Here is a 25,959-nt window from a genome sequence, read left to right on the forward strand (position 1 = left end):
CGTGCTAAGCTTCATCCTGCGCCGGCTCGGCGTGATGGCACTCACCATGCTTTGCCTGACGCTTGTCGTCTTCTTCCTTATCAACCTGGAGCCCAATCTGAAGAAGCTGGCGATCAGCCAGCTCGACATGCGCTCCTCGCAGGAAGAACTCGAAAGCTGGCTGGACAAGAACGGATATCGGCAGAACTTCTTCGTGCGTTATGGCCAGTGGCTGGGCGTCATGCAGAAACAGCCGAATGTGGACCCGGAAACGGGGGCGGTCACACCGCGCTTCACCTATTGCGACGAACCGGCAGAACCTTATTACGGGGGCATTCTGCAGGGCGATTTCGGCTGCTCGACCAAGTTCAAGGTGCCCGTGGCCGAGAAGCTTTTCCCGGCGCTCAAAGCGACCGGCATCCTGATGTTCTGGGTGATGATCGTGATGGTGCCCGTCGCGCTTTTGATCGGCGTTCTGGCCGGAATGCGGGAGGGATCCAAGACCGACAGATCTCTTTCGGTGGCCTCGATCGCCACCACCGCGACGCCTGAATATGTGTCGGGCGTCATCTTTGCGGTGATTTTCGCGTCCTGGCTTGGCTGGCTGAACGGATCGGCCGCCACGGCAACGCGTTCAGGCGTCACCTTCTACAATTTCACGCTGCCTGTCATGACCATGGCCGTCTACGGCATCGGCTATATCGCCCGCATGACGCGCGCCTCCATGGTGGAGGTGATGACACAGCAATATATCCGCACCGCACGGCTCAAAGGCATGAGCTTTTCAGGCGTCGTCATCAAGCACGCGTTGCGCAACGCGCTGATCGCGCCCTTCACGGTCATCATGCTGCAGTTTCCCTGGCTTCTGACGGGCGTGGTCATAGTGGAAGTGATGTTCCGCTACCAGGGCTTCGGCTTCACGCTGGTGGAGGCCGCAGGCAACAATGATATCGACCTCTTGTTGAGCTGCTCGCTGGTCTCGGTCTTCGTCGTGCTTTCCACGCAGCTCATATCGGATGTCGGATATGCTCTGCTCAATCCGCGCATCCGCGTTCAGTGAGGGAGGGACATCATGATCGAGTTCATCTCCCCGCTTGAAATCGTGATGGGCGTGTTGTGGCGCTTCTGGCCGGTGTGGCTGTCGCTGGCGCTCGTGCTTTTCCTCAGCCTGCGTTTCAGGGACAGGCTCGGGCTTTATGGTCACCTGTTCGATACGGGCGTTGGTGTGGCCGGTGTCATGATCTGCCTGTTCTGGCTGTTCACGGCGATATTCGCCGACATCGTGGCACCCTTCGATCCGTTGAAGCAGATCGCGGTACTGAAGAGCGCGCTTCCCGGTGCCATCGATCCGGAGAGCGGGCAGGCCTTTCTGTTCGGCGGTGACCGGCTTGCGCGCGACGTGTTCTCGCGCATGATCTATGGCAGCCAGATCGTGCTGGTCATTGCGCCTGCCGCGACCATGTTCGCGCTAATGGTTGGCACCACGCTCGGGCTTCCGGCTGGCTATTATGGCGGACGGGTCGATGCGGTCCTGTCGTTTCTGGCAAACCTGGTGCTGGCCTTCCCGGTCATTCTGCTTTTCTATCTTCTGGTGACGCCGGGCATCCGCGAGACCTCGATACCGCAATGGCTGGCCGGGTTCTTCTTCATCTTCCCGATCATCCTGTTCTGCACGCTTTTCTATACGCGCTTCAATGAGAGGCGCGGGCTTCTGGCGCTGCAGATCGGGCTGACGCTTCTGATCGGCGGCTGGATCTATATTGGCCTCGTATTCAATGCCGATCCCTTCGGCATCATCTCGATCACGCCCAACCAGTTGAACATATTCGTGGCAGTGGTGTTCGCCTCTGCACCGGGTGTCTTCCGTATCGTGCGTGGCCTCGTCATGGACATCAAGACGCGCGACTATGTTGCCGCAGCCCAGACCCGTGGCGAAGGCCCGTGGTACATCATGCTCTGGGAAGTGCTGCCGAATGCCCGCGGGCCGCTCATCGTGGATGCGTGTCTGCGCATTGGCTATACGACCATCCTCCTTGGGACACTTGGCTATTTCGGCCTCGGCCTTGCGCCTGAGAGCCCCGACTGGGGGACGGGCATCAAGGAATCGAGCCGCCTCTTGCGCGCCTATATCCATCCCGCATTGCCACCGGTCTTCGCGCTCATGAGCTTTGTTTTGGGGCTCAATCTGCTGGCTGATGCGCTGCGCGAGCAGTCCCTGAAGGATTGAGGCGATGACGCGCCATGCTCCACTCCGACCATCCAGGCAATTCACCCACAAGGGGGAAGATCTGCCTGGAGCAAGCGTTGGGCCAAGACTACCGAACCTGAAAGCTACGCCATGAACGAAGCCATCAGTACGACCCAAGGCAATCAGCCGATCCTGGAAATCGAGAACCTCTCGGTCTCCTTCTTCACGCGTGCCGGCGAAGTGCCGGCGGTGATGGATTTTTCGGCAAAGGTCATGCCGGGCGAGGCCATGGGCATTGTCGGTGAATCGGGCTGCGGCAAGTCCACCGTCTCCCTCGCCATCATGCGCGACCTTTCCAATGTCGGGAAGATCGTCGGCGGGCGGATCAAGTTCATGGGCCGCGACATGGCGGAGATGAGCGAGGAGGAGCTTCGCCAGATCCGCGGCAACAAGATTGCCATGATCTATCAGGAGCCGATGGCCAGCCTCAATCCGGCGATGAAGATCGGTCGCCAGCTCATGGAAGTCCCGCTTCTGCACGAGAGTGTTTCGAAGGAAGAGGCGTGGAACCGGGCGCTGGAGATGGTGGAATCGGTGCGCCTGCCGGACCCCGAGCGCATCATGAAATCCTATCCGCACCAGCTTTCGGGCGGACAGCAGCAGCGTATCGTCATTGCGATGGCGCTGTTGTCGAAGCCTGCATTGCTGCTGCTGGACGAGCCCACGACGGCACTCGACGTGACAGTTGAAGCGGGCATTGTCGAACTGGTGAAGGGACTGGGCAAGAAATACGGCACGTCGATGATCTTCGTGTCGCACAATCTCGGTCTCATCCTGGAAACCTGCGACCGCATTACCGTGATGTATTCCGGCGAGGCAGTGGAGACAGGGCGTATAAAGGACGTGTTCGACCGGATGCGCCATCCCTATACGCAGGGGCTTTTCCGCTCCATCCCGCTGCCGGGAGCCGACAAGAACTCGCGGCCCCTGATTGCCATTCCCGGCCAGCTTCCGCTGCCGCATGAGCGCCCGGAGGGCTGCAATTTCGGGCCACGCTGCCAACATTTCGTGCCGGGCGTGTGTGATGCGGCAGAGATACCTATGGTGGATGTCAGCGGACATGAAGGCCACCGCTCTCGCTGCGTGCGCTTCGACGAGATCGACTGGGATGCGCTGCCGGAAGGGGCGATGGCTGAGAAGGAACCCGTCCAGCCCGGCAAGCCGGTGCTCAAGATTGACAGCCTGAAGAAGCACTACGAAGTCGCGGCCAATGCCATTTTCGGCGGAGCCGAGACGCGGGTGGTGAAGGCCAACGAGCATATCAGCTTCGAGGCACGCGAGTCCGAAACCGTTGCGATTGTAGGCGAGTCCGGTTGCGGAAAGTCGACGCTCGCCAAGGTGTTGTTGGGTCTGGAGACCGCAACAGACGGCAAGGTGGTCTTCACGGACGAGCCTATCCAGGATCTTGCCGTGGAAGAGCGGGACACGGAAACGGTTTCTGGCATCCAGATGGTGTTCCAGAACCCGTTCGACACGCTCAACCCCAGCCATTCGGTTGGTTCGCAGATCATGCGAACGCTGGAGAAGTTCAAGATCGGCAAAACGGTCGAAGACCGCAAGACGCGGATGCTTGAGCTGCTGGATCTGGTGAAGCTGCCACGCGCCTTTGCCGACCGCATGCCGCGTCAGCTTTCGGGTGGGCAGAAACAGCGCATCGGTGTTGCGCGTGCGTTTGCGGGCAATGCGAAGGTTGTGGTGGCGGACGAGCCGGTTTCCGCGCTCGATGTTTCGGTGCAGGCTGCCGTCACCGAGCTTCTGATGGACATTCAGCGCAAGAACAAGACGACGCTGCTTTTCATCAGCCATGACCTGTCGGTGGTGCGGTACCTCGCGGATCGCGTGGTGGTCATGTATCTCGGCCATATCGTGGAGCAGGGCACGACCGACCAGATCTTCGCGCCGCCCTATCACCCGTATACTGAAGCGCTTCTGTCCGCGATCCCGATCGCCGATACCTCGGTGCGCAAGAAGCATATCGTTCTGGAGGGCGATATCCCTTCGGCCATGAATCCGCCCACGGGCTGCCCGTTCCAGACGCGCTGCCCCTACAAGCATCTGGTGCCGGACAAGCTCTGCGAGAAAGAACTTCCGCCATTCAAGACGCTTGGCGGCGGACATCGCAGTCTGTGCTGGCTGGAGGACGATGTGCTGGATGCGATGGAACCGGTCATCAGCTTCGATGCCAAGTCACCCTTGAATGATGATGCGGGACGCAGCCGGGAAAGTGGGGCAGCGGGTGAAGTTGCGCCAGACGGAGGAGTCGTTGAACCTGAGAAAGCGGCAGGCGAAGTGCCGGGCGCTGCAAGTGCGGTGCCGGGCACCTCTTCGCCGAAGGTCGTGCAGAAAGAAGCCGGTGAGGGGCGCGGAGCTGCCTCGACAGAGGTCCCTCCGGGCACGATCGCCAAGAAAAAGCGCGGTGGAGGTGCCGGTGCAAAGGCGCGCAGGAGCGCGCAGAACCGACCACTCGAGCGCGCAAGCACCCCTGAAGAAGCTCGACGCGCCATTGGCGCAAGGCCTGACAAGGAGGCGGGCGACGAGGGCAAGATGCCTTCCGGTATCGCAAAGCCTGCTGACCCTGATGACCTGAAGCGAATTTCGGGCATCGGGCCGAAGATCGAGGCGATGCTCAATGATCTGGGTATCTATCGCTACGCGCAGATAGCCGAATGGGGTGCGCAGGAGCGTGACTGGGTCGACAGCTATCTGCGCTTCAAGGGACGCATCGACCGAGAGGGATGGGTGGAACAGGCGCGGCGACTGGATGGCCAGCGGAGCGCTGATTGAGTGATACCGAAATGCGGCAGAATGGCCCGGCCCGTGGCCATCTTGCTGCCACGTGAATCAGTCTAGCTTCTTCTTTTAAAGAAGGAGCATTTCAGCATGTCTGTAAAAGCAGGCGCATTATTCATTTCACTCAGCGCCATCATCCTCTCGCTTGTAAACACGCTGCCTACCGCCGCACAGGAACCCGTCGAAGCAACGCGCACGGTCAATCTGCGGAACGGCCCGGGCCTGCGTTTTGACGTGATCGACCGTGTCGGGCGCGGCGACAGAATGCAGCGTTTTCGCTGCTCCCGGGATGGGCAATGGTGTGTTGTCCGCTACCGACGTCAGCAGGGATGGGTCTCTTCGCGCTTCATAAGGCAGGCTTCTGCCGGCGGTGCACGCCGTGGCGAGGTCTGTTTTTTCGAGCATGCGCAGTTCAAGGGCCGGTCCCATTGCGCAGGCGTTGGCGAAGAGGCTGGCGCGCTCCGCGGCTTTCTGAACAACAGGATTTCATCGATCCGCATCCGGGGCAACGCCAAGGCCACGGTATGCACAAGGCGAAACTGGGGTGGACGCTGCAGAACCTTCGACGCCAGTGTTTCGCAACTTCCCCGCGGTCAGGCTGACCGCATTTCCTCCTTTCGCGTGACACGCGCCGGGGGACAGCAGGGCGGCAACCGACCCAACCCCGGCTTCGGCTCGGGCGGGCAACATGGGGACAACAAGCCCGGCCCCGGCTTCGGCTCGGGCGGCCAGCATGGAGGCAACGAGCCCGGCCCCGGCTTCGGCTCGGGCGGTCAGCATGGTGGCAACAAGCCCGGCCCCGGTTTTGGCTCGGGCGGGCAACATGGCGGCAACCAGCAGAGACAGGTCTGCTTCTACGAGCACATCAATTATGGCGGCGACCAGTTTTGCATGAGGCGTGGCCAGAAAACGGCCGAACTCGACCGCCGCTGGAATGACCGCATCTCCTCAATCCGGGTGCCGCGTGGTTCGCGAGTACGGGTGTGCCAGCACAAGAATTTCGGTGGTTGGTGCGATACCTATACGGGCAATGTGCCGGTCATCGGCCAAGGCCTCCCGCTTGGCGGCGGGCGAAATGACAATGTCACCTCCATCGAGGTGCTGCGCTGACCAGTTTCAGCACGGATGCCTGATTGTCCGGCGGCACTTTCTCCGGCAGTTCCTTGCACTATCTTCAAGGAACTGCCGGAGGAATGGCGTTGGACAGTTTCGATAAAACAGATGTGGCGGTAGTGGTTGGCGCCTCGGGTGCCATAGGCGCAGCAATCTCCGAAAGGCTTGAAGGGCATTTTAAGACGGTTCTTCGGCTGTCGCGCAGCTCACGACCTCAACTCGATCTCGCTGACGAAGCTACGATAGCGGAAGCTGCCGATCATGCTGCCGGATACGGGGACCTCCGTCTCGTGGTCGACGCCACCGGCTTTCTTCATCAGGGCGAGATCAAGCCGGAAAAGAGCCTGCGCGCCCTGTCGGTGGAGGGTATGGAGGCGAATTTCAGAGTCAATGCAATGGGTCCGGCGCTTTTGATGAAGCACTTCCTCAGGCGCATGCCGCGGGAGGGAAAGGTCGTCTTTGCCACGCTGTCGGCCAAGGTCGGCTCGATCGGCGACAACCGGCTGGGCGGCTGGTACAGCTATCGCGCATCGAAAGCCGCGCTGAACCAGTTCGTGCGCACGGCAGCAATCGAGTGGAGCCGAACGCACCGGCAGAGCATTTGCGTGGCGCTGCATCCGGGCACCGTGGAGAGTGGGTTATCCGGCCCCTTCGCCAAGAGCGGATTGACTATACAACAGCCCGACGAAAGCGCGGCGGCGATACTTGCGCTGATCGATCGGTTAACCCCGGAAGATACAGGCAGTTTCCTCGACCGCAGTGGTGAGCGCCTGCCCTGGTAGGAGAGGCGCCCGTTGCCGGGTCAGGCTTCCAGTTCTGCCGTCTCCAGCACCGAATGCAAGAGCACGTCAGCGCCTGCCTGCGCCCATTCCTTGTCGATCTCCTCGGCCTCGTTGTGGGACAGGCCGCCGACACAGGGGCACATGATCATTGCGGTGGGAGCGACGCGGTTTATGTAGCAGGCATCGTGTCCCGCCCCGGAGACGATATCCATGTGGCTGTAGCTCAGGCGCTTTGCAGCCTTGCGTACCGTTTCCACCAGCTTCTCGTCGAAGGCGACAGGATCGAAATGATTGACCATCTCGATCTCGTGGTCGATTCCCAGCGCATCGCAGATCGTTTCCGTGCCGGCACGGATGCGCTTGTCCATCTGGTCGAGGATGCGCTTGTCGGGAGATCGGATGTCGATGGTGCAGACCGTGCGGCCGGGGATGATGTTCGGCGAGTTTGGATAGACTTCCACATGGCCGATGGCGCCGACGGCGTCCGGCTGGAAATCCATTGCGATCTCGTGGACCAGCTCGGTCAGACGGGCAAGGCCCAGACCCGCATTGCGGCGCTTGTACATGGGCGTGGAGCCCGTGTGGCTTTCACGGCCCGTCAGCGTGACCTTCAGCCATTTCAGGCCCTGACCATGAGTGACGACGCCGATATCGGTGAACTCGTCTTCAAGGATCGGGCCCTGCTCGATGTGAAGTTCGTAATAGGCATGCATCTTGCGCTCGCCGGTCTTTTCCTCACCTTTCCAGCCGATGCGCTCAAGCTCGTCGCCGAAGCGCTTGCCTTGCGCATCGGTGCGGTCATAGGCCCATTCCCGGTCGTGAAGGCCGGCGAAGACGCCGGAGGAGAGCATTGCGGGTGCGAAGCGAGAGCCTTCCTCATTGGTCCAGTTGACGACGACAATGGGGTGCTTCGTCTTCACGCCGAGATCATTCAGCGTGCGGACCACTTCAAGGCCGCCCAAGACGCCCAGAACGCCGTCATATTTTCCACCGGTCGGCTGGGTGTCGAGATGTGAGCCGACATAGACGGGCAGGGCGTCGGGATCTGTACCCTCGCGGCGGGCGATCATGTTGCCCATGTCATCCACGCTCATTGAAAGGCCGGCTTCCTCGCACCACTTTGCGAAGAGCGCGCGGCCTTCCGCATCCTCATCGGTAAGGGTCTGGCGGTTGTTGCCGCCCGCGATGCCGGGTCCGATCTTTGCCATCTCCATGAGAGAGTCCCACAGACGGTCGGCATTGATCTTCATGTTCTCGCCCGGTGCGGCCATGCTGTTGTCCAATCCTATTTCAGTTCCACTTCGACGAAGGTCATCGGTGCATCGCCCGCATTTATGACGTTATGCTCCACGCCTTCAGCCCTGCGATAACTGAAGCCTGCCTCCATATCCACACGGTTCGTGTTCCCACCGGGCAGTTCCAGAAGAAGAGAGCAGGGTGTGACGGTCGTGATGACGTAATCCATGCCATGGACATGCCATCCCGTTTCCGCGCCTGGCTCGAAGTCCCAGCGGGTGACGCGCACCCGCTCGTCATCAACCTCGACCCGGTGCGTTGCCTTCGGCCGCTCCATCAATCGATTTCCGCCAGAACGGAACGGATGCAGTCCACTATGCGGTCGATCTGCTCGTGCTCGACGATGAGCGGCGGGGAAAGCGCGATGATGTCGCCGGTGGTGCGGATGAGTACGCCTTCTTCAAATGCCTTCAGGAAAGCGGTGAAGGCGCGCTTGGTGGGCTGACCGGCCATCGGCTCCAGTTCGATCGCGCCGACAAGACCGATGTTGCGAATGTCGATGACGTGGCGCGCGTCTTTCAAGGAATGCAGGGCATCTTCCCAGTAGTGCGCCAGTTCCGCGCCGCGGGTGAGAAGACCTTCTTCCTGATAGGTTTCAAGCGTGGCAATGCCCGCTGCACAGGCAATCGGATTGCCTGAATAGGTGTAGCCGTGGAAGAACTCGATCAGATGCTCGGGTCCTTTCATGAAGGCATCGTGGATCTCCTTCTTCACGAAAACCGCCCCCATCGGGATGACGCCGTTCGTCACGCCCTTGGCTGTGGTCATGATATCCGGGATCACGTCGAAATAATCGGCGGCGAAGGGCGTTCCGAGGCGGCCGAAGCCGGTGATGACCTCGTCGAAGATCAGGAGAATGCCGTGCTTGTCGCATATATTGCGCAGGCGCTTCAAATAACCCTTGGGCGGGATCAGCACACCGGTTGAACCTGCCACCGGCTCGACAATGACGGCTGCGATCGTCGAGGCGTCGTGGAGCGTGACGATACGCTCAAGCGCGTCTGCCAGATCTTCGCCCGTTTCCGGTTCACCGCGGGTGAAGGAGTTATGCTCCGGCAGGTGGGTGTGGGGCAGATGATCGACGCCTGTCAGAAGCGTGCCGAACATCTTGCGGTTGGCGACAATGCCGCCAACCGAAATGCCGCCGAAATTGACGCCGTGATAGCCGCGTTCGCGACCGATCAGGCGGAAGCGGGAGCCATCACCTTTCGCGCGATGATAGGCAAGCGCGATCTTGAGAGCGGTCTCGACCGATTCCGAGCCGGAATTGGTGTAAAAGACATGGTCCATGCCTTGCGGTGCGATTGCTGCAAGTTTGGATGCGAATTCGAAGGCGATGGGGTGGCCCATCTGAAAGGCCGGCGCGTAGTCGAGCTCGGCGGCCTGGCGCTGGATGGCTTCCGTGATCTTCGGTCGGCAGTGGCCGGCATTGACGCACCACAGGCCCGAAGTCGCATCGAGCACCTCGCGACCGTCATCGGTCGTATAGTGCATGTCCTTCGCCGAGACGAACATGCGTGGTGCCTGCTTGAACTGCCGATTGGCCGTAAACGGCATCCAGAATGCATTGAGGTCGTTCGGCTTGGAGGCTGGCCGGTTCAGCATCGTATGACTCCCATCATGTTCCCCACGGGACTTCAGGCGCTTGTGTGCGCTGCCTTTAAGTCCGTTGTGCCAGTTTGGCTATGGGGTGCACCTTAGGCAATGGGAAAGAATGCTTCGCGCGCCAATCTGGACCTGTAAATTGGTCCAGTGATTTTGGCCAATCCGTTCGGTTCGAGCAGTGAGAGCCTACAGCCGGTATAGGGGTGACAGGCGGCAGGCATGGGGACCTGCCGCCTGCAATTGGTGATGGGGCCGGATTAGCGTGCACGGTAGAAAGTCGGCTCCGGGCGATCATTGCTGTCGCTGACGGCAAAACCGCTGGCCGCAGAAAAGCCAACCGGAGCGCGGCGGCTGGTACCGACGCTGGCCGTGTTGATGGAGCGGTCGACCATCATGATGCCAATGGCACGGTTAGAACCCGGACCGGAATTCGGCTCGCTCGGCTGGAAGCTGTGAGCGGATGCTGCCTGAATTACGGCCATGGCGAAGAGCGTGGTGAGTGCGATCTTTTTCACTGAAAAATCTCCTGAAAAATCAGTATTTTATCTAAAAATATATACATCTATTACGCGGTGATAATCCGCAGGGCGCAACTTACCTATGCCCACAGTAATGGCAACTCACAATCCATCACGAGAAGTTGTGTTACGCGATTAAATTGTCGCAGTACCGCGTGAGAGCATGGGCATGTGCAGGGCCATCAACGGAGAAAACGACAGAGAGAAAAATCGTGATGCCGCCTGCCACTGTCGTGTCACTTGGCTCGGGTAGGTTCAGCCCATGAACCAAAAACTATCGAAGCTTAAATCGCCCAATATGGGCGTTTCCATCGCGCTCGGCGTCGCGCTGGGCGCGCTGCTCGGAATAATCCTCGAAAATACGCCGGTTGGTATCGCCATCGGCATTGCCGTCGGCGCTGCGAGCGGCGCGGTCTTTTCAAGCCGACGCAACTGATGTTGCGGGGCACAAGCCCCGCACTGGCTTCCCGCTCAACGCTTCTCGCGTATATCGGTGAGGGTCTTCACCGGTGTGATCGCTTCCGGATCAAGCTGGATCTCGATGATCGCAGGCTTGCCGCTTTCGCGTGCGCGCTTGAATGCATCCGGGAACTGCGCGGTCTCTGTCACGGTCTCGCCATGCCCGCCATAAGCGCGAGCAAGGGCGGCGAAGTCCGGGTTCCTGAGATCCGTCCCTGACACGCGGCCGGGATATTCGCGCTCCTGATGCATGCGGATCGTGCCATAGATGCCGTTGTTGACCACAAATACGATGATCGGCAGGTCGTATTGCACGGCAGTGGCGAACTCCTGGCCGTTCATCATGAAGCAGCCGTCGCCGGCGAACGCGATCACGTCACGCTCGGGAAAGCGCAGCTTGGCGGAGACCGCGGCCGGCACTCCATAACCCATCGAACCAGAGGTGGGTGCGCCCTGGGTTGCGAAGCGGCGGAAGCGGTGGAAGCGGTGAATCCAGGTGGCGTAGTTGCCCGCACCATTGGTGAAGATCGCGTCATCCGAAAGCACGTCTTCAAGATGCTGCATGATGGGTCCCATCTGGACCGCACCTGGGCCGGAGGCTGGCGGCGTGGACCAGTCGAGATAATTCGCGTGCAATTCTTCCGTGCGCGGCTCCCAAGAGGGCACTGCGTGCGGTTTCGTCCTGGCGAATTCGGTCGCGAAGGCCGCGGGCGTTGAGTGGATCGCCAGATCGGGTCTGTAGACGCGGCCAAGCTCCTCGGCATCGGCATGGACATGCACGAGCGTCTGGTCCGGATAAGGGCTTTTGAGAAGCGTGTAGTCGGAGGACGGCATTTCGCCGAAGCGTCCACCGATCAGCAGCACGAGATCGCTTTCCTTGATCGCTGTGGCGAGCTTCGGGTTCGGACCGATGCCCACATCGCCCGCATAGCAGGGGTGGAGATGGTCAAAGAGCATCTGTCGGCGGAAGGAGCAGCCGACGGGCAGGGCCCATTCTTCGGCTGCGCGTTGAAATGCGGAGACGGAGGCCTCATCCCAGCGCGTGCCGCCGAGAATGGCGAAGGGGCGTTTCGCATTGTTCAGAAGTTCTGAGAGCTTTTCCATCTCCACGTGGCCCGGCCGGGTTGTCACTGGCGTGAAGCGGCGCGGAGCCGGCGCATCTGCTTCAGCTGTGAGCATGTCTTCCGGCAGGGAAATGACGACCGGTCCGGGTCGGCCTGAGGTTGCCACGGCAAAGGCGCGTGTGACGATTTCGGGCACCCGCGCCGGGTCATCGATCTCCGTCGCCCACTTGGCGATGGGACCGAAAAAAGCGCGGTAATCGACTTCCTGGAAGGCTTCGCGCTCGCGGGCGTGACTTGCGACCTGTCCGATGAACAGGATCATCGGGATGGAATCCTGCATCGCGATGTGGACGCCTGCAGAAGCGTTGGTGGCACCAGGGCCGCGTGTGACGAAGCAGATGCCGGGCTTGCCGGTCAGGCGGCCCTCGCAATCGGCCATCATGGCAGCGCCACCTTCCTGGCGGCAGACAACCGTCTTGATTTCAGAATCATGCAGCGCGTCAAGCACTGCGAGATAGCTTTCGCCGGGCACGCAGAAGATGCGGTCAATGCCATTGGCCTCCAACGCATCAACAATCAGCTGACCACCGGTCCTCATTCGCTTGCCTCCCCGATTTCGCGCAGGATTTCTTCCGTGTGCTCGCCCAGGCGCGGGCTTGGCCGTTCATAGGAAAGCGGCGTGCCGGACATGACCATCGGCGCGCGAACCGAAGGCAGCTTGTTGCCGTGCCCATCATCAAGCTCTAGCTTCATGCCGCGCGCCTTGGCCTGCGGATCATCGAAGGCTTCGGCAATGGTGTTGATGGGGCTTGCGGGCACCGCATTCACTTCAAGCTCTGCCAACAGCTTCTTCTTTTCCCAGGCTGCCAGGCGCTTTTCGATGACCTTGCGCAGAGCCTCGCGATTGGTGACGCGGGCGGGATTGGTTGAAAAACGGGGATCGTTGGCGAGATCCGAAAGATCCACCACCTTGCAGAAACGCTGGAACTGGCCGTCATTGCCGACCGCCAAAATGATATGGCCGTCCTTCACGGGAAGTACTTCATAGGGCGCGATGTTCAGGTGGGCATTGCCCATCTGCGCCGGTGCCTCGCCCGAGACCAGATAGTTCAGGTTCTGATTGCCCAGGGCCGCGATCTGCGAATCCAGAAGCGCCATGTCGATATGCTGGCCTTCGCCCGTCTTTTCCGCATGGCGAAGTGCTGCCTGTATGGCGATGACCGAATAAAGGCCCGTGAAGATGTCGCTGACGGCCACACCGACCTTCTGCGGCTCGCCGCCCGGGGCGCCGGTGATCGACATGAGGCCGGACATACCCTGGATGATGAAGTCGTAGCCCGCACGCGCAGCATAGGGGCCGGTCTGGCCGAAGCCGGTGATCGAGCAATAGACGAGCTTCGGATTGATCGCCTTCAGGCTCTCATAGTCGAGGCCGTATTTCTTCAATCCGTCGAGCTTGAAGTTCTCGATCAGGATATCGGCGGTTGCGATCAGCTTTTTCAGACGCGCACAATCCTTCTCACGGGAAAAGTCGAGCGTGATGGAGCGCTTGCCTCGATTGGCGGCGTGATAGTAGGCGGCGGAAAGGTTCTCGCCGTCCTGTCCCATGACGAAGGGAGGTCCCCATTTGCGGGTGTCGTCGCCACCAGCCGGGTTTTCCACCTTGATGACATCTGCGCCGAGATCGGCAAGGAGCTGGCCGGCCCATGGGCCTGCCAGAATGCGTGCGAGTTCGATAACGCGAACGCCTTTCAGTGGTGCTTCTGCCATTTCTGTCTGTTGAACCTGTAGAGACATGATCTGGATGGCTGGGGTAGCAGATGCGTGGTTGCCTCGCCAGTGCGCAGGCGGTTGGGCTGTTGCGCCTCAGCGGCAGGCTTGCTTGGCCCAGGCAATGAAATCTCCGGTCGCCTCGTCGCGGTTGATCTCGTTCAGCGTCTCGTGGCGGGTGTCGGGATAGAAACGAGATTCGATGTTGGAGAAGCCTTCGTCTTGAAGTCTTGCCGCAAGCTTGCGGGTAACCTTCGCATTGGAGGTGGAAGGGTCGGCCTCGCCGCCTATGATCTGGAGCGGCAGATCGCGTGGAACACTCTCAAAGGCATCTTTGTCGGCGATGGCCAGGTTGATGTCGAAAATGTCGCGCCACATGGAGACGCTTGGAAGCCAGCCGGACAGCGGATCCATGATGTATTTGTCAACTTCTTCCCGGTCGCGTGACAGCCAGTCCGATGCAGTGCGGTTCTCATCCGTTGCGCGCGACCAGCTCGCGAATGTAAGGGCAGGCATGAGGCGCGAAGGAACATCGCTGCCCAGCCGGAAACGCTCCCAGCCAAGCACCAGTTTCGCCACTCGTGCTGCAAGATGGGGCACGATGGGCGCATTCCAGATCGCGGCCGCTTTCACCGAGCTGGGGAAGCGGGTGAGGTGGTAGAGGGCGAGTTGCCCGCCCATCGAATGGCCGAACATAATGACCGGGAGGCTCGGATGCTCCTTCTTGATGTGTTGATGTACCGCACGCATGTCGTCGCTGACTTTTAACGGTCCATCTTCGGCTGCAAACACGCCCTGCTCGGCATCGGGTGCGGTTGTGTGGCCGTGACCGCGATGGTCATGTGCGTAAACATGAAAGCCCGCATCGGCGAGACTGGCGGCGAAACGGGCGTAACGGCCAGAATGCTCGGAAAGCCCGTGATTGACGTGGACAACAGCCAGTTCAGCACTTCTTGCATTCATGATGTTCAGATGCAGCCTGGCGCCCGTCGGAGAGGGAAGGGTGGTCTCGGTGTCGAAGGCCAATCGAACTCTCCTGTGAACCTATAGCTTGCGCATTGCTCCGCCGGCGCCTTTCGCCTACATACGCGGGCAATCTTTCCCACGATCATGGAGTGCGACGAGCCACATGGCACGCCAATTCATCTACCACATGGCCGGACTGAACAAGGCCTATGGCGCCAAGAAGGTGCTGGATAACATCCATCTGTCCTTCTACCCGGATGCGAAGATCGGCATTCTGGGCCCCAATGGTGCGGGCAAGTCGACCGTGCTGCGCATCATGGCGGGTCTCGACAAGGAATATACGGGCGAGGCGTGGCTCGCGGAGGGTGCGACCTGTGGCTATCTTCCACAGGAGCCGCAGCTCGATGAATCGCTCGACGTGATGGGCAATGTGATGGAAGGCGTGGCTGACAAGAAGACCATTCTCGACCGTTACAACGAGCTCATGATGAACTACTCCGACGAGACCGCGGAGGAGGCGAGTGCGCTTCAGGACAAGATCGACAGCCAGAATCTGTGGGATCTGGACAGCCAGGTCGAAATGGCGATGGAAGCCCTGCGCTGCCCCCCGGCAGATGCGGATGTCACGAAGCTTTCGGGTGGTGAGAAGCGCCGTGTCGCGCTCTGCCAGCTTCTGCTGCGCCAGCCCGACCTTCTGCTTCTCGATGAGCCCACCAACCATCTTGATGCCGAGACCACCGCATGGCTTGAGAAGCATCTGCGGGAATATCCCGGCGCGGTGATGATCATCACCCATGATCGCTACTTCCTCGACAATGTCACAGGCTGGATCCTCGAACTCGATCGCGGCCGCGGCATTCCTTATGAGGGGAACTACACCGCCTATCTGGAGAAGAAGGCCAAGCGCATGGAGCAGGAAGGCCGGGAGGAGGCATCGCGCCTCAAGGCTCTTTCACGCGAGCGCGAATGGATTTCGGCGAGCCCGAAGGCGCGCCAGGCCAAGTCGAAAGCGCGTATCCGCGCCTATGACGAGCTGGTGCAGGCAGCAAGCGACCGCCGCCCGGGCGACGCGCAGATCATCATTCCGGCTGGCGAACGACTTGGCAATGTGGTGATCGAGGCCGAAGGTCTGACCAAGGGTTATGGCGACCGCCTGCTGGTCGACGATTTGACCTTCAAGCTCCCTCCAGGCGGCATTGTCGGCGTGATCGGTGCCAACGGTGCGGGCAAGACCACCCTGTTCCGGATGATCACGGGACAGGAAAAGCCCGATGGCGGAGAGATCCGCATCGGCGAAACGGTCAAACTCGGCTATGTGGACCAGAGCCGCGATTCGCTCGACCCGAACAAGACGGTCTGGGAAGAGATTTCCGGGGGCAATGACGTTCTCAAGCTCGGCAAGCACGAGGTGAACTCGCGCGCCTACTGCTCTTCCTTCAACTTCAAGGGCGGGGACCAGCAGCAGAAGGTGGGCACACTTTCTGGCGGCCAGCGCAACCGTGTTCACATGGCCAAGCTGCTAAAAGAAGGCTCCAACGTTCTTCTGCTCGACGAACCGACCAACGACCTCGATACCGAAACGCTGGCAGCACTCGAAGACGCGCTGGAGAACTATGCCGGTTGCGCCGTTATCATCTCGCACGATCGCATGTTCCTCGACCGTCTAGCCACGCATATGCTTGCCTTCGAAGGTGACAGCCACGTTGAATGGTTCGAGGGCAATTTCGAGGATTACGAGAAAGACAAGATCCGCCGCCTGGGGCCGGAAAGCGTCAATCCGAAACGAGTGACCTACAAGCCACTCACGCGGTGACAATCTTCAGCCGGCAATTTTTTGTTGCCGGCTGAAACCTTTCGCGCGGCAGTGCGTTCAGGCTCAGTTGGGGCGAAAGTTATGTGGGGAACCAAGTGACGGTAGATTTCGAGCTTCTGTTTCAGGAGCTCTCCAGTCCATACATGGTTCTTGATAGGCAGCTGTGCTTTGTCACGGCGAACAAAGCTTATGAGCGTGCCACCAACCGAAGCTGTGACGAGCTCGTGGGCCGTAATGTTTTCGACCTCTTCCCCAACGAAGGCGAAAGCGGCCAGCGGCTGAAAGCTTCCTTCAAACGTGTGTTAGAGACAGGCGAGCAGGATACGCTTGCCTATATTCCCTATGACATTCCCCGTCCTGAAAGCGAGGGCGGCGGGATGGAGCAACGCTACTGGACGGCCGTGCACACGCCGCTTGCAGATGACAACGGAGCTGTCGAGTTCATCGTGCAGAACACGGTGGATGTGACGGATCTGGTCCGGTTGCGGCAAGCGGCACATCTCCCCTTCCGCCTGGATGAAGTGCGTCTTCTGGAACGCGCGCGCGAGGCGGAACGGCAGCACCAGGACCTCCATGCCGAGAGCGAGAATTTCCGCCGTCTGTTCCAGCAAGCGCCGAGCCTGATTGCGGTGCTCTCGGGACCCGACCATGTGTTCACCTTCGCAAATGACGCCTATATGCGGCTCATCGGTGAGCGGGCCATCCTCGGCAAGCCGCTGACCGAAGCCCTTCCCGAAATCGAGGGACAGGGATATGTCGAACTCCTGGACAAGGTCTACCGGACGGGAAAAGCCGTAAGTGGCGAAGCTGGCAGGGCGCTTCTCCAGACCGAGGACGAGGAGAAGCCGCGCGAAGTTTTCTTCGATTTCACCTACGATCCGATCCGCGACGAAGACGGCAATATCTCGGGCGTTTTTGTCCAGGGCATGGACCGCACGGAAGCGGTGCGCACGCAGAAACGCCAGCGGCTCTTGCTGGATGAACTCAATCATCGTGTGAAGAACACGCTCGCCACCGTGCAGTCCATAGCTTCCCAGACCATGCGCACCGCGCGCGACCTGACTTCCGCGCGTGAGGATCTCGAATCCCGTATCATCGCACTCTCCAACGCCCACAACATCCTGAGCGTTCAGGAATGGGCCAATGCCGAGCTAAGCGCGCTGGTGAATCAGGAACTGATTGCCTATGGACCCGAGCGCTATGTCTGCAAGGGGAGTTGGGTCGTTCTTAACCCAAAAACGGCAATCGCTCTTGCACTCGTCTTGCACGAGATCACGACCAATGCTGCCAAATACGGAGCCCTTAGCACGGCGGAAGGCTGTGTCAGGATCGAGTGGAAAGTCGATCTCAAGAGCGGGCAACTTGTCATAACCTGGCAGGAGGAAAGCGGGCCTGTCGTGAAGCAGCCCGACTACAAGGGTTTCGGCAGCCGTATGATCCACCGCGTCGTGGAGGGTGAACTGGATGGTGAATTCCAGGCGCAATTCGATAGTGGCGGCTATTCCTGTCGCATAGCAATTCCATATGAGGTGGCCGTTCAATGATCGTCGTCAATGCTGAGACAGCCCCGCAGGACCTGAATGATATCCGAGTGCTCGTCGTGGAAGACGAGGCGCTGGTGGCCATGAATCTGGAAATGATGCTTGAAGACTTCGGCTGTGCAGTGATTGGCCCTGCCATGCGCTTCGACAAGGCCAAGGAGCTTCTGGAGAATGGCGTTGATGCGGATGTCGCCATACTCGACGTGAATGTCGGTGGCACTCCGGTCTTCCCGCTGGCCGAACTTCTGGTGCAGCAGAACATTCCGATGGTCTTTGCCACGGGTTACGACCGGTCGGGCATTCCAGAGGAATGGCATCACCGCCCCATTCTGCAGAAGCCATATACGGCTGATGACGTTCAGCGGGGGATCAGCCAGGCACTGGCAAACGCTGCTGCTGCCAAATAATCACGAATATGCACAGGCTGACGCAAAACTGTTACCAATTGAGACGCGACAAGTAGCCTCTTCGCATTTTCATTGGCGGTAAGGCATAGTATTCCGTTGATACAAGCAGAATTGGCTGCCACGGCAGTCCAGTGCAACCAATCATCGGAAAAGTGCAATGTTACGTCGACCAGGTGACAGCGATATGAGCATACCCGCTGTGTCGTCCCGGTCGGACGTCCGGACGCGCACCGCCATTGCCGGTATTGGCGTCTCAATCCCGCAAACCGCGATCAGCAATGATGAGCTTGTTGCCAGCTACAATGCCTGGGCGGGGAAGGAAAATGCCCGCCGTGCGGCACGCGGTGAGGAACCGGTGCGCGAGTCCAGCAGTGACTTCATCCAGCACGCTTCCGGCATCCTCAACAGACATGTCTATGAGCGCGACGGCATTCTGGACCCGGAGCGGATGGCCCCCTACATTCCCGCTCGCAGCGACGAGGAATTGTCGGTGCTGGCAGAGTTCGGTCTATCGGCAGCAAGGCGCGCACTGGGTGATGCCGGCACGAAGGCCGAGGATATCGACCTCATCATCTGCTCGAATTCACATCCGCAGCGGCCCTATCCGGCGCTGGCCATCGAGATCCAGCAGGCGCTCGGTGCGCGTGGTGCGGCCTTTGACATGGGGCTTGGCTGTTCATCCGCGCTGGCCGCCTTGCATGTGGCAACCAATCTCGTGCGCTCTGGCGCACATCGGCGCATCCTCGTCGTGGTGCCCGAGCTCGTCACCAGCCATCTCGACTTCCGCGACCGACAGACCCATTTCATTTTTGGCGATGCGGCTGTTGCATTCATGGTGGAAGCTCTTGGCGAACGTGAAGAGCGCGCAGGGCGTTTCGAGATCATAGGCACCAGTCTCTGGACGCAATTCTCAAGCAATATCCGCACCAATTTCGGTCATCTCAGTCGGCTGGCGCAGGATGATCCTTCCGTGCTCAACATGGAAGGCAATCTGATCAAGCAGGTAGGCAACAAGGTCTTCAAGGAAGTCACCGTTGCCGGACATCAGTTCATCGTCGATTTTCTTGCCGGTTTCGATCATACGCCCCAGACCATGCGCCGTTTCTGGCTGCATCAGGCGAATGCACGGATGAATGCGATGATCCTGAAGCTCGCCTTCGGCGAAGAGGTCGGTTCCGACCGTGCGCCAATGGTTCTCGATCGCCTGGGCAACACGGCTGCGGCAGGTGCGGTCATCGCGCTTGAAGAAAATCACCGCGACATGAAGACAGGCGAATACGGCCTGCTGTGCGCATTCGGTGCAGGTTATTCCATCGGTGGCGCGCTCTTGCGCATGATGTGAGGGCGGATCAGTCCACCTCTTCCTCTGCTTCCAGAAGACGTGTCGCGCGCCAGCGGGTGAGCACCTCGTTGATGTCATCTATGACAAAGAAGCGGGCCGCGTCGCGGTCGTAGCCTTCCGACAGCAGGGCGTCATAGTCGGTGTGGTTGTGGCGAATATGCGTGACCGCAGCGAGCCAGACGGCAATTGATGGCGGCAGAGTGCGCAGCTTCCTGTCATTCGCGGCAGCGCGTATCTGTTCCATGTCCGCGAAGGGACCCTGCGGGAGCAGGGCGGTCAGCGCCTTCGCCACCGCGCGCTGTCGTCCGGTCGTTGGTGGCATGGGCATCTCCTCGGGGTTTATGGGCAATCCAAGGCTGCCATTGGAAGTGTGGCTTGCCAAGCTCCTCCATTCGATATAAACATATCTTTATATCTTTCTTGGAGAGGCTGATGCTTTCACGCCCCACGATACAGTTCGAGACGATGGTTGAGACGTTGAAGGCTGCTGCGGAGCCAAGCCGCCTGCGCATCCTCGTGCTCCTGTCGCATACCGACCTGACCGTATCCGATCTCACCGAGATCCTGAATCAGTCGCAGCCGCGTGTCTCACGCCATCTGAAGCTGCTGCTCGAAGCCGATATGATCCTGCGTTACCAGGAAGGGTCGTGGGCCTTCTTTCGCCTGTCCGAGAGTGAAGCAGCACGCGATTTCATCGAGGCGGTGGTTGGCAAGGTCGATCAGGCGGATGCGGTCATCGAGCGCGATCTGGAGCGTCTGGAAGCCATCAAGCGGCGCAGGCAGGAGCGTGCGGCAGAGTATTTTGCCCATAATGCGGCCAGTTGGGACGAAATCCGATCGCTGCATGTGCCCGATGTGGCGGTAGAGCAGGCGCTTCTTGAACTGATCGGTGACGAGCCCTTCCAGTCCATGGCCGATCTGGGTACCGGTACCGGTCGCTTGCTGGAGCTTTTTGCACCTCTATATCGGCGCGGCGTGGGCGTTGACCTTTCACGGGAAATGCTGGCAGTGGCGCGCGCCAATCTGGAAAAGGCCGACATACTTCATGCACAGGTGCGGCTGGGCGACGTTTATGCGCCACCGGTGGAGCGCGACGCCCATGATCTCGTGACCCTCCACCAGGTTCTGCATTATCTCGACGATCCGGCACAGGTGGTCGGCGAGGCGGCCAAGCTGCTGCGTCCGGCCGGACGGCTCGTGATCGTGGATTTTGCTACGCATGACCTTGAATTTCTTCGCGAGGAACACGCGCATCTGCGCCTTGGCTTCTCCGACCGCCAGATCCGCGACTGGGTGGAGGAAGCGGGCCTTGTGCTGACGGAGACGCGCAGCTTCGCACCTGAAACGAATGGAGACGCAGGTCTGACGGTCAAATTGTGGATCGCGCAGGACCAGCGTCTTCTCATTGCCGATACTGAACTGTCCGCTGCGGCGGGAACGGAGATTGCCTGATGGCTCAACATGCCAAGCCCCTTGATCCGGAGCATCGCGCTCCGCTCAAAGTTTCTTTCGAATTCTTCCCGCCGAAGTCGGAAGAGATGGAGCGACGCCTGTGGGACACGGTGCAGAAGCTGGTGCCGCTTCGGCCACACTTCGTTTCCGTCACCTACGGTGCGGGTGGCTCCACGCGCGAGCGTACCTCGCGCGCAATCGAGCGCATTCTCGATGAAACCCCGCTGACACCTGCAGCACATCTGACATGTGTGGATGCCAGCCGCGAGGAAGTGGATGCCGTCATCCGGGACTTCCTGTCCATGGGTGTGAAGCGTTTCGTTTCGCTGCGTGGCGACCCGGCAGCGGGTATCGGATCGGCTTACGAGCCGCACCCCGACGGTTACGCGAATGGGGCTGAACTCGCAGGTGCGCTGGCGCGGCTGGGGGCAGAGGATATCTCCGTCTCGGCCTATCCGGAAAAACATCCCGAAAGTGCCGATTGGGATGCCGATATCGATATGCTGAAGCGCAAGGTGGACAACGGTGCCACGCGCGCGATCACGCAGTTCTTTTTCGATAATGACCTGTTTGAGGCCTATCTGGAGCGGGTTCGCGCCGCTGGCATACAGATTCCGGTGGTGCCGGGCATTCTTCCCGTACACAATTTCACGCAGATGACCCGGTTTGCGGGGCAGTGCGGTGCGAGTGTGCCCAATTGGCTGGCCGACCGGTTTGCCGGGCTCGACAAGGACCCGGTTACGCATCAGCTGGTGGCGGCTGCAGTGGCAGCGGAACAGGTGCTCGATCTCGTGCAGCGCGGGGTGCAGGACTTCCACTTCTACACGATGAACCGCGCTGATCTTCCCTTCGCCATCTGCCATCTGCTTGGCATTCGTGCAGAAGCGCAGCCTGCAGCAGCTTAGGGAATATCGGGAGACGGGAACGAAAAAGGCCGGGGTCGCCATGCCCCGGCCTTCCGTTTGTCTGGTGCTGGTTGTTGTTTCTTCTTCTCTCAGCAGATCAGGGAAGAACACCGATCACGAGTGCCCCGATGACTGCGAATGCAGCACATACGGCAAGCGCGTTCAGTGGTCGTATCAGTCCCATGGCATAGCCTCCTCTGCAGACTGGCTACGGATTCTATGGGCTTTGACGAAAATGAAAAGCGGATTTTATGCTGCGGTGCGACAGGTTTGTGAAAAAACTGTTACCGTTTGAAGGCTTCCACGTTGATTTTATTGGTAGAGTTTTTTCTCGTTCACAAACCGTAAATCCTGGTCGCGGGTTCTAGAAGCCGAACTTTCGGGCAAGCCTTCCGTCAATGGTGAGCAAGCCCAGAACAATGACGGCCATGCCGACGATCTCGAAGCTCTCGAGCCGCTCGCCGAGGAATATCGCGCCGAGAAGAATCGCCGTGGCAGGAACTATGAGGGTCACGAGGGACGTGTTTGTTGCGCCCGCCGAAGCCAGCACCTGAAAGTAGATGATATACGCGAATGCGGTCGCGACTACGGCCAGCATGAAGATGGCAGCCCATGCGCCTGCGCTTGCGCTGAACATGCCGTCGATATCGAAGAAGATCAGCACCAGCGGGATGGTGACGAGGCTTGAACCGGTCAACTGGCCGGTTGCGACGACGGGCGCGGGGATGTCCTTGAAGCGGCGGGCGAAGATGAAGCCGAGCCCATAGGAGATCGCTGCGGCTATGAGGCACAGCTTGGCCCAGATCGGGCCGCCGAGGCCGGCGAAGAGGCCGGGGCCGATCATGAAAGCCGTGCCCGTGATGCCAAGCATGATGCCCACAAGGCGCAGGCCACCAAGCTTTTCGTCGCTGGTCAGCATGTTTGCCAGAATGGCAGTCCAAAAAGGGGTGGTCGCGTTGAGGACTGCCGAAAGCCCGGCGCCAAGCTCCGTCTGGCCAAGAAATATCAGCGTGAACGGGATCACATTGTTCAGTATCGAAAGCGTCAGAAAGCTGCCGGCGCGATCAAGGGCCGGTCGAAAGCTGATATTGCGCATCAGCAGATAGAACTGCAGCAGTGTGGCCGCGATCACGACCCGGAACATCACCAGCACGAGCGGCGGCACTTCCTGTACGGCGATGCGCGCGCAGAAGAATGACCCTCCCCAGATGATACCGAGCATGAGGATCAGGGACCAATCCCTGAACGAGATCTGTCGCGAAAGTGCTGCTTGCGCGGGCTGCATGAATATCGGCTCCTGAACGAAACCAACACATAGGCTTGAGCCTTCAAGCCTTCCACCCGAAAAGAATTCTGGCCCAACAGGCTGTTTCCGGTGAACGATCACGCCACTTGCTGTTTCTTCCCGGGACAAGGCGCATTAGCCTTGCGGAAACTCTGGAGGATACTTCATGCAGCGATTCGCCACTGCCCGGGACGCAGCACTTGAGATGCGGCCTGACGAGCCAGTGTACTGCTTTCGCCCGGACGTCTTGAAGCGGGATGCGCAGAATTTCGTTTCAATGTTCCCCGGCAAGACGGCCTACGCGGTCAAGACCAATGGCGAGAGGCTGGTGCTCAAGACATTGGCGGAAGCGGGCATTGACGCCTTTGACGTCGCTTCGCCTGCGGAATTCGCAGCCGTACGCGATGTCGCACCCAATGCCGAGATGCTCTACATGCATCCGATCAAGGCGCAGTCGGACATACGTCTGGCCCTGGAGGAATACGGCATTCGCGTGATCGCGGTCGATCATGAAGACGAGATCACCAAGCTGACCCGCGTTGTCCGCGCGCTCGACATCGATCCGGGGACGCTGACGATCTATGTGCGCATCCAGACCAAGGGCCATGCCGCCTACGAGCTCTCCAAGAAGTTCGGTGCCGGGCCCGCCAATGCCGTTGAACTGATCAAGCGGCTGTCGCGCTATGGCTTCAAGGTGGGGCTGTGCTTCCATGTCGGCAGCCAGATCGAGGATCCCGATACCTATGAACGCGCGCTCGCCTCTGCTGATTGGGTGAGGAGCAGGGCAGGGGTGGAACTGGCGGGGCTCGATGTCGGTGGCGGATTTCCTGCCGAATATGGTCACGATCCGAACCGCAAGAAACCTGAGATGCCCTCGCTGGACGAACTGATGGCACGGCTGCGCGGCGATATCGAGGAATGGGGCTTCAACGAACTGCCGCTGGTCGCCGAACCCGGCCGTGTCATTGTCGCGCGTGCCTTTTCGCTCATCGTGCGCGTCTTGCTTCGCAAGGGTCGCCGCATCTACATCAATGACGGCATCTGGGCGTCGCTTTCGGATTCCTGGACCGGCAAGATCACGCTTCCCGCGCGCTTCATTCCCGACCCGGCCATTCGCAACCGCAATGGCAGCCAGGACAAGCTTCTACCATTCAAGGTGTGCGGAGCGACCTGCGATTCCGTCGATATCCTGTCGCGTCCATTCTGGCTTCCGGAGACCGTGGATACGGGTGACTGGATCGAGATCGGCCATATCGGCGCCTATTCGCTTTCGCTGCGCACGCGCTTCAACGGTTTTTATCCCGATACCTTTGTCGAGGTGGACACGCCATTCGATGCCGGAACGGCGCCGGAAAGTTTCGCCAGCCTCGAGACGATGGCGGACTGAGGAAGAGTGCAGGGCGCACCGGATGCTCGATGCGCCCGATCTCGAGATCAAAGATTGGACAGAAGCGTCGGGGTCGGCCAGCCATCGGCGGGCAACCCGAGGCGAAGCTGCTCCTCGCGCACTGCGGTGCGCGTTCCAAGGCCCAGAATGCCGTCGATTTCGCCGACATCGTGGCCGCGGTCGGCAAGCTTGCGCTGGAGAAGTTTCATGGCCTCCGGGGCCAGGCCTTCTTCAGGGTTGCCTGCATCGAAATCCGGGGCGCCTGAATAGCGCGTTGCCAGATGTGCCGCGGTCAGCGTGTAGACGAGCGACTTGTTCCATTCGAGATAGATGTCGAAATTGTCGTAGACCATGAAGGCCACGCCCTTGTGCCCCATGGGCAAGAGGATCGAGGCCTGGAGACCGTCGGCGGGGAGAGGGCTTCCGTCCCGCTGGGTGACGCCCATTGCCGCCCACTCCGAGCGTGGCAGCTTGGTGTTGCGGCCCGTCTGCGCCCAGGGCAGGTCGGCAGGCAGCTTCACCTCTTCAAGCCATGGCTCGCCTGCCTTCCAGCCAAGCTCGCTGATCGCGCGGGCGGCTGTGAGAATGGCGTCGGGAGATGAGGCCTTCAGGTCGACCTTGCCATCGCCGTCGCCGTCCATGCCCTTGTGCAGATAGTCGCTTGGCAGCATCTGCATCTGGCCGATCTCGCCTGCCCATGCGCCCTGTACATCAGGGGAAACGGTGCCCTGGTCGATGAGCTGGAGAAGCGCGATCAATTCCGGGCGGAACAGCTCGGGCCTGCGGCAGTCATGGGAAAGTGTTGCCAGTGCATCCAGCGTGTTGAAGTCGCCCTGCACGGCGCCGAAATCGGTTTCCAGCGCCCAAAAGGCTGCGATGACCGGACCCGGTACGCCGAATTCGCTTTCGCCGCGGGCGAACACGTCTGCGTATTTTTCGAGATTGCGCTTGCCGTTCTGCAGGCGGTTTTCGCTGATCAGGCGGTTGGCGAAATCGCGGAATGTCATGTTGAAGACGCTCTGCGAGCGGTCACGGTCGAGCACACGCTGGGAGATGGAGGCGCCTGAGAGAGCGGAAAGACCTTCCTGGCCGACGCCCATGCTTGCAGCCTCCTGTGCCACGCCCTCGCGCCATGCGGCGAAGTCGCCACCGCAGGCTTGGGCAAATGCCGTTGAAGGAATGGCTGCAGTGAGCGCGATGGCTGCAATCGTCGTCTTCATTCTCATACGTACATCCT

At 60.0% G+C, this 25,959-nt stretch carries 22 protein-coding genes and 1 pseudogene; 13 read left to right on the forward strand and 10 right to left on the reverse strand.

Features of this window, described 5'->3' with window-relative positions; all coding sequences use genetic code 11:
• Position 1 precedes the first annotated feature (1 nt).
• From EL18_RS03260 to EL18_RS03280, 5 genes and pseudogenes are all read left to right on the forward strand, one after another.
• Positions 2–1,039, forward strand: a complete 1,038-nt coding sequence (locus EL18_RS03260) for an ABC transporter permease (protein WP_152552948.1) — start codon at positions 2–4, stop codon at positions 1,037–1,039.
• A 12-nt stretch (positions 1,040–1,051) separates the two neighbouring features.
• Complete coding sequence (locus tag EL18_RS03265; protein ID WP_425277130.1) at positions 1,052–2,206, forward strand: ABC transporter permease; 1,155 nt, start codon at positions 1,052–1,054, stop codon at positions 2,204–2,206.
• A 111-nt stretch (positions 2,207–2,317) separates the two neighbouring features.
• Positions 2,318–4,465: pseudogene (locus EL18_RS03270) on the forward strand (dipeptide ABC transporter ATP-binding protein); the annotation flags it as partial.
• 642 nt (positions 4,466–5,107) lie between these two features.
• Complete coding sequence (locus EL18_RS17220) at positions 5,108–6,127, forward strand: peptidase inhibitor family I36 protein (protein WP_051913722.1); 1,020 nt, start codon at positions 5,108–5,110, stop codon at positions 6,125–6,127.
• Between the two features lie 83 nt (positions 6,128–6,210).
• Complete coding sequence (locus EL18_RS03280; protein WP_200875492.1) at positions 6,211–6,912, forward strand: SDR family NAD(P)-dependent oxidoreductase; 702 nt, start codon at positions 6,211–6,213, stop codon at positions 6,910–6,912.
• Between the two features lie 20 nt (positions 6,913–6,932).
• Here the strand turns inward: EL18_RS03280 and EL18_RS03285 are convergent, their stop codons facing one another.
• The 4 genes from EL18_RS03285 to EL18_RS03300 all read right to left on the reverse strand — a co-directional run bounded on the left by EL18_RS03285 (position 6,933) and on the right by EL18_RS03300 (position 10,328).
• On the reverse strand, positions 6,933–8,183 hold the full coding sequence (locus EL18_RS03285) for a Zn-dependent hydrolase (protein ID WP_036483880.1): 1,251 nt from the start codon (positions 8,181–8,183) through the stop codon (positions 6,933–6,935).
• A gap of 14 nt (positions 8,184–8,197) precedes the next feature.
• Complete coding sequence (locus tag EL18_RS03290; protein WP_036479731.1) at positions 8,198–8,485, reverse strand: cupin domain-containing protein; 288 nt, start codon at positions 8,483–8,485, stop codon at positions 8,198–8,200.
• Positions 8,485–9,813, reverse strand: coding sequence for an omega-aminotransferase AptA (gene aptA / locus EL18_RS03295; protein ID WP_036479733.1), 1,329 nt, complete (start codon positions 9,811–9,813; stop codon positions 8,485–8,487). Before aptA ends, EL18_RS03290 begins: the two co-directional genes overlap by 1 nt.
• A 257-nt stretch (positions 9,814–10,070) precedes the next feature.
• A complete protein-coding gene (locus EL18_RS03300; protein WP_036479736.1) occupies positions 10,071–10,328 on the reverse strand; it encodes a hypothetical protein in 258 nt (85 codons plus the stop codon).
• Positions 10,329–10,593: 265 nt separating this feature from the next.
• On the opposite strand from EL18_RS03300, the gene EL18_RS18020 reads away from it, so the two are divergent.
• Positions 10,594–10,767 (forward strand): glycine zipper domain-containing protein, encoded by a 174-nt coding sequence (locus tag EL18_RS18020; protein ID WP_200875493.1) that lies wholly within the window; start codon positions 10,594–10,596, stop codon positions 10,765–10,767.
• Between the two features lie 35 nt (positions 10,768–10,802).
• On the opposite strand, the gene EL18_RS03305 is transcribed toward EL18_RS18020, so the two are convergent.
• From EL18_RS03305 to EL18_RS03315, 3 genes are all read right to left on the reverse strand, one after another.
• A complete protein-coding gene (locus EL18_RS03305) occupies positions 10,803–12,452 on the reverse strand; it encodes a thiamine pyrophosphate-binding protein (protein ID WP_036479739.1) in 1,650 nt (549 codons plus the stop codon).
• Entirely contained in the window at positions 12,449–13,624 is a 1,176-nt protein-coding gene (locus tag EL18_RS03310) for a CaiB/BaiF CoA transferase family protein (protein ID WP_036479742.1), read from the reverse strand. Before EL18_RS03310 ends, EL18_RS03305 begins: the two co-directional genes overlap by 4 nt.
• Before the next feature lie 96 nt (positions 13,625–13,720).
• A complete protein-coding gene (locus tag EL18_RS03315; protein WP_036479745.1) occupies positions 13,721–14,650 on the reverse strand; it encodes an alpha/beta fold hydrolase in 930 nt (309 codons plus the stop codon).
• Positions 14,651–14,753: 103 nt separating this feature from the next.
• Between EL18_RS03315 and ettA the strand changes: the two genes are divergently transcribed.
• From ettA to EL18_RS03335, 4 genes are all read left to right on the forward strand, one after another.
• A complete protein-coding gene (gene ettA / locus EL18_RS03320; protein WP_036479747.1) occupies positions 14,754–16,403 on the forward strand; it encodes an energy-dependent translational throttle protein EttA in 1,650 nt (549 codons plus the stop codon).
• Between the two features lie 95 nt (positions 16,404–16,498).
• Complete coding sequence (locus tag EL18_RS03325) at positions 16,499–17,947, forward strand: PAS domain-containing protein (RefSeq protein WP_036479749.1); 1,449 nt, start codon at positions 16,499–16,501, stop codon at positions 17,945–17,947.
• Positions 17,944–18,351 (forward strand): response regulator, encoded by a 408-nt coding sequence (locus tag EL18_RS03330; protein WP_036479751.1) that lies wholly within the window; start codon positions 17,944–17,946, stop codon positions 18,349–18,351. The genes EL18_RS03325 and EL18_RS03330 overlap by 4 nt, the downstream gene beginning before the upstream one ends.
• A gap of 184 nt (positions 18,352–18,535) precedes the next feature.
• Positions 18,536–19,693, forward strand: coding sequence for a beta-ketoacyl-ACP synthase III (locus EL18_RS03335; protein WP_051913724.1), 1,158 nt, complete (start codon positions 18,536–18,538; stop codon positions 19,691–19,693).
• Between the two features lie 7 nt (positions 19,694–19,700).
• Here EL18_RS03335 and EL18_RS03340 read toward each other — a convergent pair whose 3' ends face one another.
• Positions 19,701–20,015, reverse strand: coding sequence for a DUF2293 domain-containing protein (locus EL18_RS03340; RefSeq protein WP_036479753.1), 315 nt, complete (start codon positions 20,013–20,015; stop codon positions 19,701–19,703).
• Between the two features lie 110 nt (positions 20,016–20,125).
• Here EL18_RS03340 and EL18_RS03345 point away from each other — a divergent pair, with 110 nt between their 5' ends.
• Positions 20,126–21,145: an ArsR/SmtB family transcription factor gene (locus EL18_RS03345; protein WP_036479755.1), complete on the forward strand. Its 1,020-nt coding sequence runs from the start codon at positions 20,126–20,128 to the stop codon at positions 21,143–21,145.
• A complete protein-coding gene (gene metF / locus EL18_RS03350; protein ID WP_051913727.1) occupies positions 21,145–22,050 on the forward strand; it encodes a methylenetetrahydrofolate reductase [NAD(P)H] in 906 nt (301 codons plus the stop codon). Before EL18_RS03345 ends, metF begins: the two co-directional genes overlap by 1 nt.
• A 364-nt stretch (positions 22,051–22,414) precedes the next feature.
• Here the strand turns inward: metF and EL18_RS03355 are convergent, their stop codons facing one another.
• Positions 22,415–23,335 carry a DMT family transporter gene (locus EL18_RS03355; RefSeq protein ID WP_036479758.1) on the reverse strand — a complete coding sequence of 307 codons (921 nt, stop codon included), beginning with the start codon at positions 23,333–23,335 and terminating at the stop codon, positions 22,415–22,417.
• A gap of 166 nt (positions 23,336–23,501) precedes the next feature.
• Here EL18_RS03355 and EL18_RS03360 point away from each other — a divergent pair, with 166 nt between their 5' ends.
• On the forward strand, positions 23,502–24,722 hold the full coding sequence (locus EL18_RS03360; RefSeq protein WP_036479760.1) for an alanine racemase: 1,221 nt from the start codon (positions 23,502–23,504) through the stop codon (positions 24,720–24,722).
• A gap of 47 nt (positions 24,723–24,769) precedes the next feature.
• Here the strand turns inward: EL18_RS03360 and EL18_RS03365 are convergent, their stop codons facing one another.
• On the reverse strand, positions 24,770–25,948 hold the full coding sequence (locus tag EL18_RS03365) for a lytic murein transglycosylase (RefSeq protein ID WP_036483887.1): 1,179 nt from the start codon (positions 25,946–25,948) through the stop codon (positions 24,770–24,772).
• Positions 25,949–25,959 lie beyond the last annotated feature (11 nt).

Source organism: Nitratireductor basaltis (genome assembly GCF_000733725.1).
In the GTDB taxonomy this organism is placed as follows: domain Bacteria; phylum Pseudomonadota; class Alphaproteobacteria; order Rhizobiales; family Rhizobiaceae; genus Chelativorans; species Chelativorans basaltis.

Bases quoted from the DNA above. Each gene is read 5' to 3' on its own strand.
- EL18_RS03265 (WP_425277130.1), top strand. From the start codon at position 1,052: ATGATCGAGTTCATCTCCCCGCTTGAAATCGTGATGGGCGTGTTGTGG.
- EL18_RS17220 (WP_051913722.1), top strand. From the start codon at position 5,108: ATGTCTGTAAAAGCAGGCGCATTATTCATTTCACTCAGCGCCATCATC.
- EL18_RS03280 (WP_200875492.1), top strand. From the start codon at position 6,211: ATGGCGTTGGACAGTTTCGATAAAACAGATGTGGCGGTAGTGGTTGGC.
- EL18_RS03285 (WP_036483880.1), bottom strand. From the start codon at position 8,183: ATGGCCGCACCGGGCGAGAACATGAAGATCAATGCCGACCGTCTGTGG.
- EL18_RS03290 (WP_036479731.1), bottom strand. From the start codon at position 8,485: ATGGAGCGGCCGAAGGCAACGCACCGGGTCGAGGTTGATGACGAGCGG.
- aptA (WP_036479733.1), bottom strand. From the start codon at position 9,813: ATGCTGAACCGGCCAGCCTCCAAGCCGAACGACCTCAATGCATTCTGG.
- EL18_RS18020 (WP_200875493.1), top strand. From the start codon at position 10,594: ATGAACCAAAAACTATCGAAGCTTAAATCGCCCAATATGGGCGTTTCC.
- EL18_RS03305 (WP_036479739.1), bottom strand. From the start codon at position 12,452: ATGAGGACCGGTGGTCAGCTGATTGTTGATGCGTTGGAGGCCAATGGC.
- EL18_RS03310 (WP_036479742.1), bottom strand. From the start codon at position 13,624: ATGGCAGAAGCACCACTGAAAGGCGTTCGCGTTATCGAACTCGCACGC.
- ettA (WP_036479747.1), top strand. From the start codon at position 14,754: ATGGCACGCCAATTCATCTACCACATGGCCGGACTGAACAAGGCCTAT.
- EL18_RS03330 (WP_036479751.1), top strand. From the start codon at position 17,944: ATGATCGTCGTCAATGCTGAGACAGCCCCGCAGGACCTGAATGATATC.
- EL18_RS03335 (WP_051913724.1), top strand. From the start codon at position 18,536: ATGAGCATACCCGCTGTGTCGTCCCGGTCGGACGTCCGGACGCGCACC.
- EL18_RS03340 (WP_036479753.1), bottom strand. From the start codon at position 20,015: ATGCCACCAACGACCGGACGACAGCGCGCGGTGGCGAAGGCGCTGACC.
- EL18_RS03345 (WP_036479755.1), top strand. From the start codon at position 20,126: ATGCTTTCACGCCCCACGATACAGTTCGAGACGATGGTTGAGACGTTG.
- metF (WP_051913727.1), top strand. From the start codon at position 21,145: ATGGCTCAACATGCCAAGCCCCTTGATCCGGAGCATCGCGCTCCGCTC.
- EL18_RS03355 (WP_036479758.1), bottom strand. From the start codon at position 23,335: ATGCAGCCCGCGCAAGCAGCACTTTCGCGACAGATCTCGTTCAGGGAT.
- EL18_RS03360 (WP_036479760.1), top strand. From the start codon at position 23,502: ATGCAGCGATTCGCCACTGCCCGGGACGCAGCACTTGAGATGCGGCCT.
- EL18_RS03365 (WP_036483887.1), bottom strand. From the start codon at position 25,948: ATGAGAATGAAGACGACGATTGCAGCCATCGCGCTCACTGCAGCCATT.